The organism is Rhizobium sp. BK661 (assembly GCF_024808825.1).
In the GTDB taxonomy this organism is placed as follows: Bacteria; Pseudomonadota; Alphaproteobacteria; order Rhizobiales; family Rhizobiaceae; genus Rhizobium.
This window is the reverse complement of sequence record NZ_JANTYT010000003.1, coordinates 128,572-145,200: the sequence shown is the minus strand read 5'-3', so window position 1 is coordinate 145,200 and position 16,629 is coordinate 128,572. Positions and strand designations below refer to the sequence as shown.

The following is a 16,629-nucleotide window of genomic DNA, read 5'->3' as shown; positions in this document are numbered from 1 at the left end:
TAACCCTTCAGGTCATCCATTTCCGGTGCTCTGCAAAACGCTCAACGAGCAGGTCGAGGAAGAGTCGGACCTTCGTTGGCAGGTGATTGCGGTTCGGATAGATGGCATTGATGCTGAATTCGACGGCACGATAGTCGGTCATCATTCGAACGAAACTTCCCGAGGCAATGTCATCGAACACCACGAAGCTCGGAGCCAGGAAAATGCCCTGGCCGGTTGCCGTGAGGTGCCGAAGCGTCTCGGCGCTGTTCGATACGATGTTGCCGCCGATCCTCATGCTCACCTGCGCGCCATCGGTGTCTTCAAAGCGCCACTCGTCTCCATAGGGGTAGTAGGTATACTGAAGGCAGTTGTGGTTGGCCAAATCAGCCGGCACCTGCGGCATCGGGTGGTTTTCAAGATAGCTTGGCGAGCATACGAGGATGTGCCTCCACGGTGTCAGCTTCCTGACAATGAGGCTCGAATCCGGCGGCGGCACGGTGCGGATCGCTAGATCGCAACCTTCCTCGACCATATCGATCATCCGTTCCCCGACACTCAGGTCGAGGGCGACCGAAGGGTAAAGCTCAAGAAACTCGCTTACAACGGGCAGCAGAAAGCGGACGATCGCGGCGCTGGTATAGACCTTGAGCGTGCCGCGCGGTGTCGAACTCATCGCACCGGCGGTGCCGTCGGCTTCCTCGAGATCGGCGAGGATCTGGGCCGAGCGCTCATAGTAATATTTGCCGGTTTCCGTGAGGCTGACCTTGCGCGTCGTACGATTCAGCAACCTGACACCCAGCCTGTCTTCCAGCGACTGAACGTGATTGCCGACCATAGTGACGGACATATTGAGACGACGAGCCGCCGCGGAAAAGCCGCCGCATTCCACCACGCGACCAAACACTGCAAGGCTTGTCAGCCGGTCCATTGCATCTCCCCGATTATCCGCTCTGAGTTGATGATCCTTCCCGATTTAAGCAGATTATCAGAACGCACGCGACAGCGCATATCCGTCTCATCGAATTGAACCTCGCCCAGCGAGGCAAAGTACTGGAGAAGGACAATGGTCGAATTACCTCGCAAGGTAGCGTTCGAAGTTACCGGCGACGCTGACGTCGCAAAGGTCGCCGAAGCGCCACTCGCCCCGAAGGCGGACGTCCCCGGCTCACCTGCAGGCAAGAAAAGCCGCAAAGCATTCAAGCGGACGATCATTGCCACTGCGCTCCTGGCCGGCGTCGCCCTGATGGTTGACTACGGCCATCACTATTGGACCGTCGGTCGCTTCATCGAATCCACCGACGATGCCTATGTGAAAGCCGACTATACGACCGTTGCGCCGAAGGTCTCAGGGTATGTCGCCGAAGTCCTCGTCAACGACAACGATACGGTGAAGGCTGGCCAGGTTCTCGCCAAGATAGATGATCGCGATCAGCAGGCTGCGCTGTCGCAAGCCAGGGCGGATGTAAAGGCAGCCACAGCAGCCATTACCAATCTCGATGCGCAAATCGAACTGCAGCAGTCGATCATTGGCCAGGCGAAGGCCACGATCGATGCATCGCAGGCAACGCTGGATTTCGCCCGTTCTGACGCGGCTCGCTCGCAGCGGTTGATCACCAATGGCGCCGGCACGCAATCGCGGGCGGAACAGAGTCGGGCGGTTCATGACCAGGCGCAAGCGGCGGTCGAACGAGACCAGGCGGCATTGGTCGCGGCGGAGAGGAAAGTCCCCGTGCTGGAGACACAGCGCGACCAAGCCGCTGCTCAGCGCGATCGCGCTGCTGCCGCCCAGCACCAGGCTGAGCTCAACCTGTCCTACACTCAGATCATCGCTCCCGTTGACGGCACCGTCGGCGCGCGCACCATTCGGGTCGGGCAGTTCGTGACGTCGGGCACACAGCTTATGGCGGTTGTGCCGCTGCATTCCGTCTATGTGGTTGCGAACTTCAAGGAAACCCAACTAACCCATGTCCGCGCCGGCCAGCCTGTCGAGGTCAAAGTCGACGGCTTTCCCGACGAGGAAATCAAGGGCCATGTTGACAGCATCTCGCCGGCGAGCGGATTGGAATTTTCTCTCCTGCCTCCGGACAATGCGACCGGCAACTTTACCAAGATCGTTCAGCGCATCCCGGTCAAGATCGTGATCGACGACGAGGGCATGAGCGGGTTGCTGCGTGCGGGAATGTCCGTGGAGCCGGAAATCGACACCAAAGCCGCTGTCAAATAAGTCGCCTGCGTCAGGGACTATCCACGCTGACTGGATGTCCTGCCTCGGTTTCCGAATTATCAGTCGAATCTCGTTCGCGAGATTCTCTTCCGTAGAGCCGGAAGGAGAAGCGTCATGTCTACTATTCAGGCCACCAGCAACAGCGCACCCTCCGCTGCTGTTTCGAATCCCGCGCCCGCAATGAGCACATTGAGAATGTGGAGCGCAGTCGTCGGCTCGACGCTCGGTGCGTTCATGGCCGTTCTCAATATCCAGATCGTCAACGCTTCGCTCGCGGATATTCAGGGCGCGATCGGCGCGGGCAAGGACGATGGAGGCTGGATTTCGACGTCCTACCTCATCGCGGAGATCGTGGTTATCCCGCTCAGCGGCTGGCTTGCCCAGGTCTTTTCCCTTCGGAAGTATCTTCTGACCAATGCCATTCTGTTTCTGTTGTTCTCGGTCGCCTGCGCGCTTGCAACAAACCTGCAACAGATGATCGTGCTGCGTGCTATCCAAGGTTTTGCTGGCGGCGTTCTGATCCCGATGGCGTTTACGATTATCATCACGTTGCTGCCCAAGCCCAAGCAGCCGATCGGTCTGGCGCTCTTTGCACTCTCGGCAACTTTCGCTCCCGCGATCGGGCCGACCATCGGTGGATACCTGACTGAGAATTACGGCTGGGAGTTCATCTTCTACGTCAACCTGGTTCCCGGCGCGTTGATGGTGGGATTGCTTTGGGCCTCGCTCGATCGCGCTCCGATGAAACTCGGCCTGCTCGCCAAGGGCGATTGGCCCGGTATCATCACGATGGCCATCGGCCTCGCCGCACTTCAAACCGTTCTCGAGGAAGGTAACAAGGAGGATTGGTTCGGATCGGACTTCATCGTCCGGCTCTCGGTCGTTGCTGCTGTCTCGTTGGCGCTCTTCCTCATCATCGAATTCAGAACTGCGAATCCGCTATTGAACCTCCGGCTGCTAGCGCGACGCAACTTCGGCTTCGGCATTGTGGCGAATGTCCTGCTCGGCATCGCGCTCTATGGCTCGGCTTTCGTCTTGCCGATCTATCTGTCGCGCATCCAAGGATACAATTCGGAGCAGATTGGCATGGTGTTGGCATGGACAGGTATCCCGCAGTTGCTGTTGATTCCCCTGGTGCCCCGCCTGATGAAGCGCTTTGACGTGCGGTTGCTGATTGCCGTCGGTTTTGCTCTGTTTGCAGCGTCGAACTTGATGAACGTCCACATGACCGGGGACTATGGGAGCGATCAGCTCTTCTGGCCGAATGTTATTCGCGCCATCGGACAGTCGCTTGTCTTCGTGCCGCTCTCGGCCATCGCAACGGCGGGTATCGAGCAGGAAAATGCGGGTTCCGCGTCCGCACTGTTCAACATGATGCGCAATCTCGGCGGCGCTGTCGGCATTGCAAGCCTGCAGACCTTCCTGACGAAGCGGGAGCAGTTTCATTCGAACATCCTGACGAACTCGGTCTCGGTCTTCGAGGAAGCCACGCGGGATCGTGTCGCGAAACTGACAGCCTACTTCATGAACCATGGTGTCAGCGATCAGGCGGTTGCCACACACAAAGCCGTCGTTGCGATCGCGCTGAAGCTGCGCAAGCAGGCCAACATCATGGCCTTCAGCGACACCTTCTTTCTGCTTGGCGTCGCCCTGATCGTCGCATTGCTTGCGACGCTCCTGTTGAAGAAGCCCGGCCACCTTTCGGGAGGCGGTGCTCACTAGCGTCGCCTGCCGTTTCCAAGGAGAAATGCCATGAACCGCATTGCCCAAATCGACGAAGCCGAAAATCGGATGGCAAAAGCCGACCGCATGGCGGGCAGTACCAACTCGCTGCTGTCGCTGATCGAGTGGATCTCCGGCGATGAATGCCATGCCCTTGATGAGCCCGGTTTGATATCGGGTCTTGGCCGCCGCCTGCAGGCACTCGGCCTGCCCATCGATCGCCTGACGCTTCACCTGATGACGCTCCATCCGGAACTCATCGGCCGAACGCTTGCGTGGGCACCCGGCGAGCCGGTGGAGATTCACGATCGCAACCACGGCATGCGTCAGACCTTTGCCAACAGCCCGTTGCGTAAAGTCATGGATAGTCGCGAGCCGCTTGTCGTCGGACCGGGCGATAGTGTTCACGGACGCTGGCAGGGCATCGATATCTTTGCCGGCCGCGGGCTTGTGCAACTGATGATCGCGCCGCTCTGCAATGCCGACGGGCCGGTGAGTGCGGTCGCCTTCGGTACGCGGCGACCAGGCGGCTTCACGGCCGCAGAAATCCAGGTTATCGAGCGAATCCTGCCGGCCTTGCGTAACACCTGCGAATTGCGGGTGATGCGTCAGGTCGAGCTTAGCCTGCTCGATACCTATATTGGCCCGCTGACGGCACAACGCATCCTCGCCGGGCAGATCCGGCAGGGCGAGATCGAGTCCATGGAGGCCGCGCTGCTGCTTTGCGACCTGCGCGGTTTCACCGAAATCTCGAACCTGCTCCCCAGCAACAGCGTACTTGAATTGCTGAACGCCTATTTCGACAAGGTCATCCCGCCGATTACGCGGGAAGGCGGCGAAGTGCTGAAGTTCATGGGCGATGCCGTTCTCGCTTTCTTTCCCGGCTACGATGCGGCCCGCAGCTGTGCGTCGGCATTGAGCGCCGCCCGGGATATTCTGCAGGAGATCGATCGCTTCGAGTTTGGCGAAATTGCTCCGAAAGTCGGCATCGCGCTACACCATGGCGAGGTCAGCTACGGCAACATCGGCTCCGGCCGCCGTCTCGATTTCACGTTGATCGGCCCCGATGTCAATCTTGTCAGCCGCATCCAGACGGCATGCGGAGATCTTCGTGTTCCGCTTCTGATGTCGGACCGATTCCGGAAGGAAGCGTGCGCGGCCGCTGTCTCGGCCGGCTGGCACACGCTCAAGGGGTTCGCTGAGAAGGTCGAGCTCTTTTGCTTGCCCGAGCGGTGAATGTGAGGTTGCCGCAAAACGTCGGCGCACCGGCTCTTCTGGAGGCCGCCGGTGCCCAGCCTTCGTCAATGCTTCAATGACCAATTGAGATCAGAGGACGTTGTTACGCCGCAAGAATTGCGACTGGGCACTTATGCTGTGACCCAGCAAGGCGAACACGGATATAAACTATATAAATAATGGCTATTCGTTGTGTGTTCACGTTTTTGGCGTTATTTGCTGAATAATGGGGATGGAGTAGGGGGGCGCAAGGCAATAAAAAATGCTGACGAAAAAGGGAAAGTATGGGTTGAAGGCGCTGGTCGACTTGGCACGGCTTGCCCCGGGGGAAACGGCCTTCATTAACGACGTTGCCTCGCGCAACAACATTCCGAAGAAGTTTCTGGATACGATCCTGCTCGAATTGCGAAATGTCGGCATTCTGCGATCGAAGAAGGGGCCTGGCGGCGGCTACTCGCTATCGCGGCCGGCATCTGAGATCCGCATCGGTCACGTTATCCGCACCCTCGACGGCCCTTTGGCGCCCATTCGCTGCGCCAGCCGCACGGCCTTTGAGGCGTGTGACGACTGTTCCGATCCCGAGAACTGTCAGGTGCGGCGTTCCATGACCGAGGTCCGGGATGCGATCGCTGACATTTTGGACAACATGACGCTCGAGCAATTCGTCGCTTCGGGCAATAAGCTCGATGATGCCGAAGATGAAGTCCGCATCTCGGTCGCCAACTAAGGCGTCAGTTATCGCCGAAATAGTATGCCGCCGCGGTCCGGTAGAGATCGTCGGTGGCCGTGGCGTTCGCGCGAATCCGAGCGTTTCTCCAGTGCCGGTCGAGGTTCCGGCCGATGCTCGTTGCATCGTTACCTGACCACTCGAACAGTGCGTTCGCAACGTCCAGCGCCGTCCTGCTCGCCATGACCTTGGCGGCCGACGCTGAGAAGAAGGCAGCCTCGGTCGCTGCTGTCGACGGGCTTACTTGGGCGAAATCCAACTTGGTGCCGGCGCTTTCCACGAGCGCTGCCGCTGCCTGCACGGAGAGCGCAAGCTTTCCAACAGCGGCGGAACGCGGCGCGTCCCGAAGATTGGAAAGGGCGGCGCGGGCGATGCCGAGGTCCGTGCCCGCATGGAGCAGGGCCGCCAGGACCGGAGCGGTCGTGTGGCGCGCTGCTTCCCCGTTGCCGGTCACATCATGGGCGACTGCGGTTCCGGCGCCGTTCGTTCTTTGCCCGAAACCATCCCAATCGTCGATGATCTGCAGCCCCGGGGTTTCGCAAGACAGGTAGAAGCGAAGCGACTGTCCTTGGGCATCGACGGCGTCGGCGGCAATCCAATCGGCAAAAAGGATGCCGGGGACCCGAGAGCTCCGGCCGCTCAATGGATAGTGGCGCCCTACGGGAGTCGCCGCGCTCGTTTCAGCGAAGGTCGCACCCACGAAATGGTCGCCGGCAAGGGCGCGTGCGAAGAGGAGGGTTTTGCGCTCGTCGTCGGGCTCATTCCTTAGCCCCTCCAGCGCGGTGAAGTGTTGCTCCAGGCATTCGCCGATCGAAGAATCGCCCTGAGCGATGATGGCGACAATTTCGCCGAGAAGCGCGTTGGCAACGTCAAGGCCCTCATGCTCCGGTGGGATTGTCACAGCGGCCAGGCCGGACTGAAAAAGCGCATCGAGCTCAGCGCGAGGGAAGACCCGGTTGATATCCCGCTCGCTTGCCTGGAGTGCGAAATCTACGGCGAGGCGCCGTGCAGTGGCTATCGCCTCTTCCTCGCTTTCGATACGGTGCGCGGGTGGTCTTGTCCGGTCATGAAACCGCGATACGGTACCCATCGCTCCTCCGATCAGTTGAGCCTGTAGGATTGATGGATCACGGGCGCAATGATAAGGGCCGTTTTTCTACGAATGCGCGAGCGATTGAATTTTTATTGTCGCTTGATCGCACACATGCGAAGCGTGACGACGCTTCGACGCCCGCAATGAGAGGTTCAATATGCCTTCGACGGTCCGTGAGCGGCTGAAACTGGATCCCGGCGATATTCCGATCTACGCCATCGGCGATATTCATGGCAGGCTTGACCTGTTGCAGAAGGCAGAGCAGGCAATCACCGATGATGCTGCGACTATTCCAGGCCGCAAGCTGATCATCACGCTTGGCGACTACATCGACCGGGGCCCGTCATCGGCGCAGGTCATCTCTCACCTGATGGCGCCTCCGCCCGAGAGCTTCGACCGCATCTGCCTGACCGGCAACCATGAGACGACGATGCTCGATTACCTCGATGGCCTGATTTCGTTCTCGGATTGGATGCGAATGGGTTCTGACGCGCTGCTGCGGTCCTATGGGCTTGATCCGGATCAACTGCCGCGGATTTTCCCGACCGCGGCGAAGCTCGATGGGTTCATCAGGCAATCTATACCGAAGCCGCACGTGGACTTTCTGCGATCCTTGCCGATCCTCGTCGATACGCCGAATGTGCTCTTCGTGCACGCGGGCATTGATCCCATGCTGTCGATCGACGCTCAAAGCGACGACGACCTCGTTTTCATCCGTCATCGCTTCTTCGAGAGCCGCGTGCCGCTGCCGAAGGTGATCGTCCACGGCCATACGCCGAACGATGAGCCCGAGGTGCTGCCGAAGAGACTGAACCTCGATACCGCAGCCTACCACAGCGGCAAACTGACTGTTGCCAGACTGTGGAAGGGGCGTGTGCATCTGTTCCAGACTTGATCAGGCGCCAGCTTCCGCTGGCTCCCGCTTCTTTGACTTTTCGTCGGTATAGTAGCTCACGTATTTATGACGGTAGCGTTCCGTGCCGCCGAAATTGGTGAACTTGCCGAGTTCGGTCATATCTGTCTTGTTGAGGATCACACCGAGAATCTTGGACTTGATTTGCGGCTCTGCATTGAGGAGGTCACGCACGACTGATGTCGGCGTCGAGCCCCACTCAGTTACAAACAGGAAGCCGTCCACCTGTGGTGCAAATGCCTTGGCATCGATGACCGGGCCAAGCGGCGCAAGGTCGACGACGATGTAGTCGAACATCTTGCGGGCATTCTCCATGAGATTGAACATGCCCTGCGAAGCAAGCAGTTCGCTGGTGTGCATTAGATGATCGTTCGGCAGAACCGGCAGGATTGCCAGCTTCGTTCTCGGATCGATCTTGACGGCGCTTGCCCACGGAACCTCACCAAGAACGGCTTCGACAAGTCCCTGTTGCGGAGGATTCTTCAGCATCCGGGTCAGTCCCGGGTTGCGAAGGTCCGCGTCGATGAGCAGCGTGCGCTTGCCGCTGGAGGCGAGGAGTGCCGCGAAATTGGCGGCCGTCGTCGACTTGCCTTCTCCCGGCATTGCCGAGACAACGCCGATGACGCGGTCGGATTTGCCCTGGAACATGACGTCGCTCGCAAGCTTCGCATTGCGCAGGGTTTCGGCGAAGATCGAGCGTGGTGCTTCGAGGACGACGCGCATGATGCGTTCGAACGTCGCGTCGGAATCGGCGGCTTCGGCAGGCTCCACGGAAGGGCTGGTACGCTGCCGGAAGATCGTGCCGTCTCGCGTCGGTTTGCCGATGCGGGGCAGATAACCGAGGAACTTGAGGCCAAGCATAGTCCTGACATCGCCCTCGACGCGGAAGAAGCGCTCCCGGAACTCCTGGAAGGCGGTCAGCGCGCCGCCGGCCATCAGGCCAAGAACGATCGCGAGGCCGAGCGTCATGGTCTTCTTCGGGCTCGACGGCGATACCGGTACTCCAGCTTCGGAGATCACACGAGCCTTGGCAATGGGGAAGGACTGCTGCTGTGAAGCCTCCTCGTACTTGCCGAGGTAGGATTCATAGAGGGTCTTCAGCGCAGCTGCGCGTTGCTCGAGATCGCTGAGTTGGACGATCGACCTGTCGGCTTCCGAATTCTTGCCGGTCAGGTGTTCGATGTTCTGGCGAAGCGAGGCCTCGCGCGAGCGGGTGACTTCGAACTCGTTGCGGTAGCTGGCGGTCAGTTGCTGCAGTTCCTGATAGATCTGCCGGGTCAGATCCTGTTTTTCGGCACGCAAAGCGACGGCCTGCGGATGATCTTCCCCGAAATTCGTCGTGACCTCCTGCTCACGCTTGTTTACGGCCGCGTAGCGCGTGCGCAGGTCCTTGATCACCGTATTATCCGCTTGGCCCGACGAGATCGCGGCGTTGTTGACGGCGCTCTCAGGACCAAGATCGATGATGGACTTGAACTGGTTGTACCGGGCCGATGCACTGGCGCTGTCGGCCTGGGCGACGATCAACTGCTTGTTCAAGTCGGCAAGCTGTTGCTCCGACATCAGTTCGCCGTTGGCGGACGTCAGGCCGTTCTCAGCCTTGAACTTTGCGACATCGAGGGCCGCCTGCTGCGACCGCTCGCGAAGATCGGAAAGGCGCTGCTGCAGCCAGACGGAGGCGCTCTCCGTTGCGTCGAAATTGGCGTTCAACTGATCGTTCAGATAGGCGTTCGCATAGGCTTTGGTGATCCGCGCGGCAAGAAGCTTGTCGGTCGAACGGAAGGATACCGCCAGAACGGAACTGCGGTTGACGCGCGATACGGTCACGGCGTCCTGAAGCAATGCGGCCGCCTTCTGGCGGCGGGCATTGCGCTCATCGGCTTCGGTGGCCGGTGGGCCACCCGGAGCCAATGCGCTCACGACCAGCTTTATCCCCGACTTGATCAGCGCGGCGGGGGACTTCGGAGGATCGAGGAGCGTATCATTGTCCTGGAGCTTCTCGGCATCAACCACGCGAAGCGCAAGCTGGTTCGATTTCAGGATTTCGACGGCGCTGGCGATCTCCATGTCGACCTGCTGCGAGCTTGCGACCGGGGTCGCATCTTGTGCGTATTTCGCCATGTTGTCATCAAGCAGGATCTGGGTCATCGACGTGTACTGCGCCGTCGCAAAGAGCAGATAGATGACGGCGAGCGTCACGGTTGCGGCGACGCAAAGCGCGATCGATCCGGCACGGCGGATCAGAATGGCAATCAGGCGATCGATGTCGATGAATGAATCGGAATCGTCGGCCCCTTTGGGCAGGGTGCTGTGCAAGGTCAGGTTCCGTTGGTTCATGGCTCTATCCTTTGCGGGAGCGGGTCACGCCATCGATGGCTGTTAGGTCGGTCCGTGGGCTTATCAGATGGCGAAGCGGCGCGAGTGCGCGATTGATCCGAATGGCGATCGGCATCTTGAGATGCGCCACCGCCGACGGATTGCTCCAGGCCGTTTTGATCGCTCCGGAGATCGACCGGTCTTTGATGTTCTGTACGAGGATGAGGAATGCGCGGCCTCGGCGGAGGCTTTGTTCGCGAAACTCCTGTGCGGCCGCCGCCTCCGCATCCAGCGTGTGATCTCGAAGGAAGGTCTTATCACCCTCGATCATGGCATCGATGTGATGAAGGGCAAGAACGCGCGAAATCGATCCCTCGCGGATCTGGTAGTCGTAGCCGGGGACCGGCTCGATCACGCAGCGCCCCCCAAGCGCCATGGCCGAGGCGAGGAACAGGTAGTCCTCGCCAACCTTCAGGGCCTCGTTGAAGCGAAGTTCATGCTGTTCGATGAAAGCGCGCTGAAAGATCGGCTTGAGATAACCAAAGTTATGGGTTGTCTGAAACAGGGCATTCGACCGTATAAATACGGGAAGTATCAGTTCCGGTGTTTCGGCCAGCGATTGCTCGGTAAACATCGTCTCCGGCGGCGTCCCGTCGGCGCGAATGACGCGAAGATTGTCGACGGCAATCTGGGCACCGGCATTCTCGGCGCGCTCGATTATGCGCTGCAGTCGCCGCGGCTCGACCGTGTCGTCGGAGTCGAGCACAGCTAGCCATCGGCCGGTCGCCGCCGACAACGCGGCGTTGCGCGCTGCCGCTGGCCCGCCATTGCGCGCAAGCGCCAGAAGCTTCACGCCCCTGTTCGCATAGCTTTCGGCAATGGCTCTCGTCTCATCCGTCGAGCAGTCATCGGCGACGATCACTTCCACCGACACGCCCTGTTGTGCAAGGGCGCTGTCGATCGCCTTGGCGAGCGTTTCTTCCGCATTGTAAGCGGCGACGATGAAGCTGACGTCGGGCTGGGTTTGCGTCATGCAGCCTCCGCCGTTCCGTACTGACGGATTTCCCTGACACCCAGCAAACCACTCACCACGCCGGTATGCATGAGGCCGCGAAGGGCGTAGCGATAGCGTGGAATCGGAGAAAAGATGCAGGCAAGCGCCGCGCCGTAGCAGAAGGCCGCCTTGGCAGCGGCAAGGCCGATCTGCTTTAGACGCTGCAGGCCGGTGTTCTTTTCCTGGAGCAACCGCCCATGCGTCTGGCCGAAGCGAAAGCGGCGTTTGGCGAGCCAGGACAGGCCAGCCCGGCTTTCGGTTACCGGTTCATAGACATAGGCTTCGGGTGCAAAGGCAATCCCGCCGCCATCGGTATGCATATGGCTGAAGAATTCGGTGTCCTCACCGCCGGTGCGACCGAGGGCCAGATTGAAGCGGCGGCCGGCCACGTGAGGTGAGTCGAGGCGAAGGAGGACGTTGCAGGTATAGCCGGTGCGGATTTCACCGCCGACCCATACGGGCAGGGTCGAGTGGAAGTCACCCTCGCGCATCCAGTTCGGCGCCGTGGACGAGTAGACGCTGCGAACGGGGCCAAGCACGGCGTCGGCCTTGGTCTTCTTGGCAGCGGCAAGTAATTCCACCAGCCATTCTTCGCTGGCATCCTCATCATCATCGATGAAAGCCAGGAAGTCGCCGGTTGCTTTGTCCAGGCATGCGTTGCGGGCAATCGAGATGTTCGATGCCGGGCAGTGCACATAGGCAATTTCGTGCGGAATGGTCGCACGAAGCGCATCGACCCGTTCCTTGGCGCTCGGAACCTTGTCGTTGTCGGCAACGATGATCCGCAGCTTCGCGCCTTCCGGAACGGCAAGAATCGCAAGCGAAAGCAGCGCTTCGTCGAGCGAAGCGCGGCGGTAGGTGCAGACGCCGATATCGATCTGCATGGGCTTCACATCGTTCATGAAGAGACCTTCCTGCCGCGGAAGCTCAGAAGCTCCATCCAGAAGCCGGCCGACCAGGCAAAGTGCATCACCATTGCCGAAACGGCGGCGAGGGGCCCGTATGGATTCTTGTGGCCGATGGCCATCCAGAAGCCGTAGCCAACGCAGGCAACGGCCCAGAGGCTAAACGGGATGACGGCGGCCCAGTTCAGAACGGCGAGAAACGCACCGATGAACACCGGTACGACGAGAAGCGGAAGCATCTGCCGAAGATTGGGCATGCTGCCGTGCTTCAGGATGTTCTTGGCGCGGCCGCGACCGTAGCCCAGATATTGGCGGAACAGCGTCGAGATGGTCGAGCGCGGATAGTAGGTCATCCGCGTCTTGTCCGTCATCCAGATGCCGAAGCCCGCCTGTTTCAAGCGGTAGTCGAGTTCTGCATCCTCGTTGTGGCTGAAGGTTTCATCGTAGCCGCCGACAGTGTCGAAGGCTGCGATGCGCATCAATGCGTGATGGCCGTGATTGGTCCAATGGCCCTTGGCGCCTTCGCGATGCTTGGAGCCACCGTTCCCGAGCTTCGAGTTCTGGGCGAAGGCCGTCGCCTTCTGAAAGACTCCGAAGCCGACGGTTTCCATGGCGACCACGACAGAGTCCGCCTGGGTCAGTTCGGCCTCCTGGACGAGGCGGCGGCAATAGTCGGCGGGGTAATCGCCGTGTGCGTCGATGCGGATCAGGTAGTCATAGTCGCGGCCAAAGGTCTGGACCGCGAGATTGATCGCCGCACTCTGGATCCGCCGGGGATTGTGGAGCAGCACAATCCTCGGATCAGCGGCGCTGATGCGGGCGACGATGTCGCGCGTCGCATCCGTGCTACCGCCGTCGGCGACGACGATCCGGGCATCCATGTGATCGATTTCGAGGCTCAGCTTAGCGAGCAAAGCCTCGATATGCCTCTCTTCGTTCAGGCAGGGAATGATGATGAGACTGGAGACGCTGGCACCGACATCAGGCTTCATGGTTGTCCACCCTTCTGGAGTCACTCTTGTTGGAATAATTGCACCGGCACCGCCCCTCTCTGCGGTTGCCGGGACAAGGCGGGAAAGGCTTGAAACGAGGGCCGCACAATCGCTGCGGTCGGCAAGCCATATCTTGCGATCCTTGGCGGCAACAGCCTCGCTCAATGCGCCGTAACGCTCGCCGGACATGTTTTCGAACAGCTCCTCGAGCTGCGAAAAGTTCGCTTCGGAGAGTCTAAGGCCAATGTCGCGCGCTTGAAGGAAGCGTGCCGTCTCGGTTCCTTCCAGAGCGATCGGGACCGCTCCATACAGGCAGCCCTCGTACAGCCGGTTCGGCAGGAGCCAGCTTGAATTGAGGCCCTCTTCGAAGAAATCGATGGCCCAGGAAAAGTGGACGTCGTCGTAGATCGCCCGCAAGTCCTCGGGATTGCGATAGGCGCCTTCGAAGCGAAGATAGGGTTCATCGCGCACGAAAGCGTCGAAATCCTCGAATTCGGAGTAGGCAGGGCGGCCACGCAAAACGATCTCGACCCTGCCTTCCATCTGGCGTGAGAATTCGGCAAGGAGACCGAGCGACTTGCGGCAGCGAAGGGCACCGAACCAGCCGATCTTCCAAGGCTGTCCGGGCTGCTTGAACGGGCGGGCGAAGGCGGGCTCTATCGCGGTTTCATCCAGAGCGATGACCTTGTTTTCGATCAGAAGCGTTTCCGCTTGGACGCCTGAGCGAGGACGGAAATAGTTGTCAATGAAGGCGGGAGAACTCGTCAGGATCAGCTTTGCATCCTGGCCGAAGTGTCCTTCGGCGCGGCGGATCATCTTGCCGACCACATCGTCGCGCAGCAACAGGCGGTGGATGTCCAGACATTCATAGACGACAGGAACGCTGCCGCCGAACAGTGCGTTGGCCCTGTGGGCGACGGCGAGTGCCTCGAGATTGCGGCCGATGATGAGATCGGGTTTCTCGACGTTCTTCAGCAGCGCCTTCAGGCCGACCATCGCCTTTGTAACCGCGCTCATTCGCTGCGCAAACTGGGCGTCGGCCGTGCGTCCGAGTTCGATCGGGGTTACACCGTGCACTTCGGCAAGGCGGTTTTCCCCGCGGCGAAAACCGGCCAGCACCACTTCGGCACCGCCCTCGCGCAGCATCAGCACCCGCCGTCGGACGGCAGGGTCTGCCAGGTCGTGCACGAGGTAGAGCACTTTGAGCATCGACGTTCCTTTTCCTGTGTGGGCTCTGCCGGCGCTGGTCAGTTGAGCGTGCATGCGATGGATTCAGGGAATTGGCACTTGTCGCCAAGCGCGGTGAAGGCAACCCGATCGACGCTGAGAACGGCTGGCTTCGTGTAGTCGAAGCGCCCCATCCAGTTCGCAAGCGTGTCGGAACCCCAGAGGCTGAAGAAGATCTTCTGCGGGTTGGACGGTATCTTCGACGGATCGGTAACGTCCTGAACGAGCTTGCCGTTCAGGTAGTAGCGCAATCGGTCTTTTTCCCAGATGAATGCATAGTCATTGAAGCCATCATCGGCTTTGCTGCCAACCGGAACGAGTTTCTCGTTGCCGCCCTTGGCCTGGACATACTGGTTTACCTGCACTTCGCCGGTGTTCTTGCCCAACACTTCGAAGTCGATCTCATCGTGCTTCTGCTTGTCGGCAGGGCCGATGTAAGTGAAGAACGCCGAATTCAGACCCGAGCCGGTGCCGGCCTTGATACGGGCTTCATAGGTGCCATAGCTGTAACGCTTGGTCGTCTGGATCTCCCCGCAGAGATAGCTGCGGTCCTTGGACTTTCCGTCCGCGAAGGAGAGTTGAAGGACGCCGTTCTCGACGTTCACGTTGTTCTTCGACCAGGTGCAGTTCTGGTGGGCGCCGTTGTTCCAGCCGTCGGAAACATACCAGAAGCCGCGGTTGATCTTGTCAAAGTCATCCACGAAGGATTTTCCAGATGCCTGTTGTGCCGAGGCCGGCAGGACTGAAACGCCTATTGCCGCGATGGCAATTAGGCTCAGGCAAAGTTTTCGCGCATGGGCGATTTTGGTCGTCATGTGTCACCTTTGCTGTGAAACGAGTTCGGGAGAGACGTCGCGCTGCGACGCCGAGTTCACGGACCGTTTGGTTCTGCCGCCCGTCAGGACGGCGTAGACGCGCGGAAAATTCTTCCGGCACAGCCCGTTTGAGAGAGCGAGCAATGGAAACAGCAGGACGAAGGACAGAACGAAGAACAACGGATAGAAGCTCAGGTCTGCTTTGCCCCACAGAATCCAGAGGAAAATGAGGAGCGGGTAGTGGGCGCAAAAGATCCAGAAGCTGAGGCTCCCGGTCTTTGCGAGTCGTTGGCCAATCTGCGTCTTGATCAGCGGAGCCGAGAGCAGCCAGAAGCCCAATGCACCACCGATTGCGAGCGCGTTGCGGAAGAATTGCACCCAATCAGGTAGCGAAGGTCCGGTGAAAAAGATGGCGGTTGCCAGAAGGGCCGAGGAAGCGAGCAGCAGAAGGACGCCAAGCGACGCAAAGCGATCAAGAGCCTTGAGGTCAAACTGCTGCAAGGCAAGGAAGATGCCGAGACTAAAGGTGAAAAGGATGGAGCGCTTTAGAACGATGTAGATCGACAGTTCCGGAATGAGCGCGATTACCAGCAAGGCAGTCAACGTCAATATAGGAGCCCGGCTGATCAGCCAGGCAAGGATTGGCGAAAGCAGGATGCAGACGAAGAGATCGCGAAGGAAGTACAAGGGTACGTTGGCCGGGAAATTCTCGACCGCCAGCACTTGTGACATCAGATCACGGCCGGACGCGTGCAGCGGGTCGGGCAGATAGCCGTCACCCACCCCGACACTGGTGGCGAGGACGATTGCTGCGATGAATCCACAGTTCCAAAGCAGGAATGGCACAAACACCGTCTGCACCTTCGTGCGCACGGTTTTCTTGTAGCTGAAGTTCTCCTGTCCGCTGCGAAACAACAGATAGCCCGAGATCGCGCTCAGGCATGGAACGCCGACGCGAAACAGCGCCTCCGTCAGAAAAACCCGTATCCAGTCAAATGCGCCGTAGGCCCCCTCGTAGGGACTGCTGGCGGCGTCGAACGGTATATGGACGAACACAATGCCCGATATGAGCACGATGCGCATCAGATTTATCCGCGACGAAACATTCGCATCAACATTCACGCTATCAGTCACCCCTTTTGGGCCGCACCTCCCCTTGCGACCGTTTTCAATCAGAGCAGACTCGAGCCCGCACCCCGAAGTTAGGGCGGATTCACGGAAGAAAATATGGCAGTGCAGCAAAAAGTGATCGGCGGTCCCACTTCGTAACAGTCGTCCTGTCCTGGCTCAGTATGAGAAAAAGCCTATGTGTCGGCCCGCCGAATGGTCCTCAACGTCAACGTCAGCAGTGCATTTCATAACATGATGATATTCATCAATTTCTAGGCTTTTCCGTCGCGAGTGGCATAAAAGTTTTTGTTGA

13 protein-coding genes and 1 pseudogene are annotated in these 16,629 nt (G+C 59.5%); 5 read left to right on the top strand and 9 right to left on the bottom strand.

Annotated features, from left to right (window positions below):
* Positions 1-7: 7 nt before the first annotated feature.
* Positions 8-910: a LysR family transcriptional regulator gene (locus FHX16_RS09480; RefSeq protein ID WP_183755541.1), complete on the bottom strand. Its 903-nt coding sequence runs from the start codon at positions 908-910 to the stop codon at positions 8-10.
* Positions 911-1,045: 135 nt separating this feature from the next.
* On the opposite strand from FHX16_RS09480, the gene FHX16_RS09475 reads away from it, so the two are divergent.
* The 4 genes from FHX16_RS09475 to FHX16_RS09460 all read left to right on the top strand — a co-directional run bounded on the left by FHX16_RS09475 (position 1,046) and on the right by FHX16_RS09460 (position 5,891).
* Entirely contained in the window at positions 1,046-2,206 is a 1,161-nt protein-coding gene (locus FHX16_RS09475) for an HlyD family secretion protein (protein ID WP_183861634.1), read from the top strand.
* 114 nt (positions 2,207-2,320) lie between these two features.
* Positions 2,321-3,928, top strand: a complete 1,608-nt coding sequence (locus tag FHX16_RS09470) for an MDR family MFS transporter (RefSeq protein ID WP_183861632.1) — start codon at positions 2,321-2,323, stop codon at positions 3,926-3,928.
* 69 nt (positions 3,929-3,997) lie between these two features.
* The gene (locus FHX16_RS09465) at positions 3,998-5,164 is read left to right on the top strand and encodes an adenylate/guanylate cyclase domain-containing protein (protein ID WP_246712599.1); all 1,167 of its coding nucleotides are present in this window, start codon (positions 3,998-4,000) and stop codon (positions 5,162-5,164) included.
* A 262-nt stretch (positions 5,165-5,426) separates the two neighbouring features.
* Complete coding sequence (locus FHX16_RS09460; protein WP_183861630.1) at positions 5,427-5,891, top strand: Rrf2 family transcriptional regulator; 465 nt, start codon at positions 5,427-5,429, stop codon at positions 5,889-5,891.
* 4 nt (positions 5,892-5,895) lie between these two features.
* On the opposite strand, the gene FHX16_RS09455 is transcribed toward FHX16_RS09460, so the two are convergent.
* Positions 5,896-6,981 carry a monooxygenase gene (locus tag FHX16_RS09455; RefSeq protein ID WP_183861628.1) on the bottom strand — a complete coding sequence of 362 codons (1,086 nt, stop codon included), beginning with the start codon at positions 6,979-6,981 and terminating at the stop codon, positions 5,896-5,898.
* A gap of 160 nt (positions 6,982-7,141) precedes the next feature.
* Between FHX16_RS09455 and FHX16_RS09450 the strand changes: the two genes are divergently transcribed.
* On the top strand, positions 7,142-7,879 hold the full coding sequence (locus FHX16_RS09450) for a metallophosphoesterase (protein WP_183861626.1): 738 nt from the start codon (positions 7,142-7,144) through the stop codon (positions 7,877-7,879).
* On the opposite strand, the gene FHX16_RS09445 is transcribed toward FHX16_RS09450, so the two are convergent.
* The 7 genes and pseudogenes from FHX16_RS09445 to FHX16_RS09415 form a co-directional block, all read right to left on the bottom strand.
* Positions 7,880-10,234: a polysaccharide biosynthesis tyrosine autokinase gene (locus FHX16_RS09445; RefSeq protein ID WP_183861624.1), complete on the bottom strand. Its 2,355-nt coding sequence runs from the start codon at positions 10,232-10,234 to the stop codon at positions 7,880-7,882.
* A 4-nt stretch (positions 10,235-10,238) separates the two neighbouring features.
* Positions 10,239-11,246: a glycosyltransferase family 2 protein gene (locus FHX16_RS09440; RefSeq protein WP_183861622.1), complete on the bottom strand. Its 1,008-nt coding sequence runs from the start codon at positions 11,244-11,246 to the stop codon at positions 10,239-10,241.
* Complete coding sequence (locus FHX16_RS09435) at positions 11,243-12,169, bottom strand: glycosyltransferase family 2 protein (RefSeq protein ID WP_183861620.1); 927 nt, start codon at positions 12,167-12,169, stop codon at positions 11,243-11,245. Before FHX16_RS09435 ends, FHX16_RS09440 begins: the two co-directional genes overlap by 4 nt.
* Positions 12,166-13,164, bottom strand: a complete 999-nt coding sequence (locus tag FHX16_RS09430) for a glycosyltransferase family 2 protein (RefSeq protein ID WP_183862011.1) — start codon at positions 13,162-13,164, stop codon at positions 12,166-12,168. Before FHX16_RS09430 ends, FHX16_RS09435 begins: the two co-directional genes overlap by 4 nt.
* A 60-nt stretch (positions 13,165-13,224) precedes the next feature.
* Positions 13,225-14,373: pseudogene (locus FHX16_RS09425) on the bottom strand (glycosyl transferase); the annotation flags it as partial.
* A 38-nt stretch (positions 14,374-14,411) separates the two neighbouring features.
* Positions 14,412-15,206 (bottom strand): glycoside hydrolase family 16 protein, encoded by a 795-nt coding sequence (locus tag FHX16_RS09420; RefSeq protein WP_183861618.1) that lies wholly within the window; start codon positions 15,204-15,206, stop codon positions 14,412-14,414.
* Between the two features lie 3 nt (positions 15,207-15,209).
* Positions 15,210-16,328, bottom strand: coding sequence for an acyltransferase (locus FHX16_RS09415; RefSeq protein WP_183861616.1), 1,119 nt, complete (start codon positions 16,326-16,328; stop codon positions 15,210-15,212).
* Between the last annotated feature and the right edge of the window lie 301 nt (positions 16,329-16,629).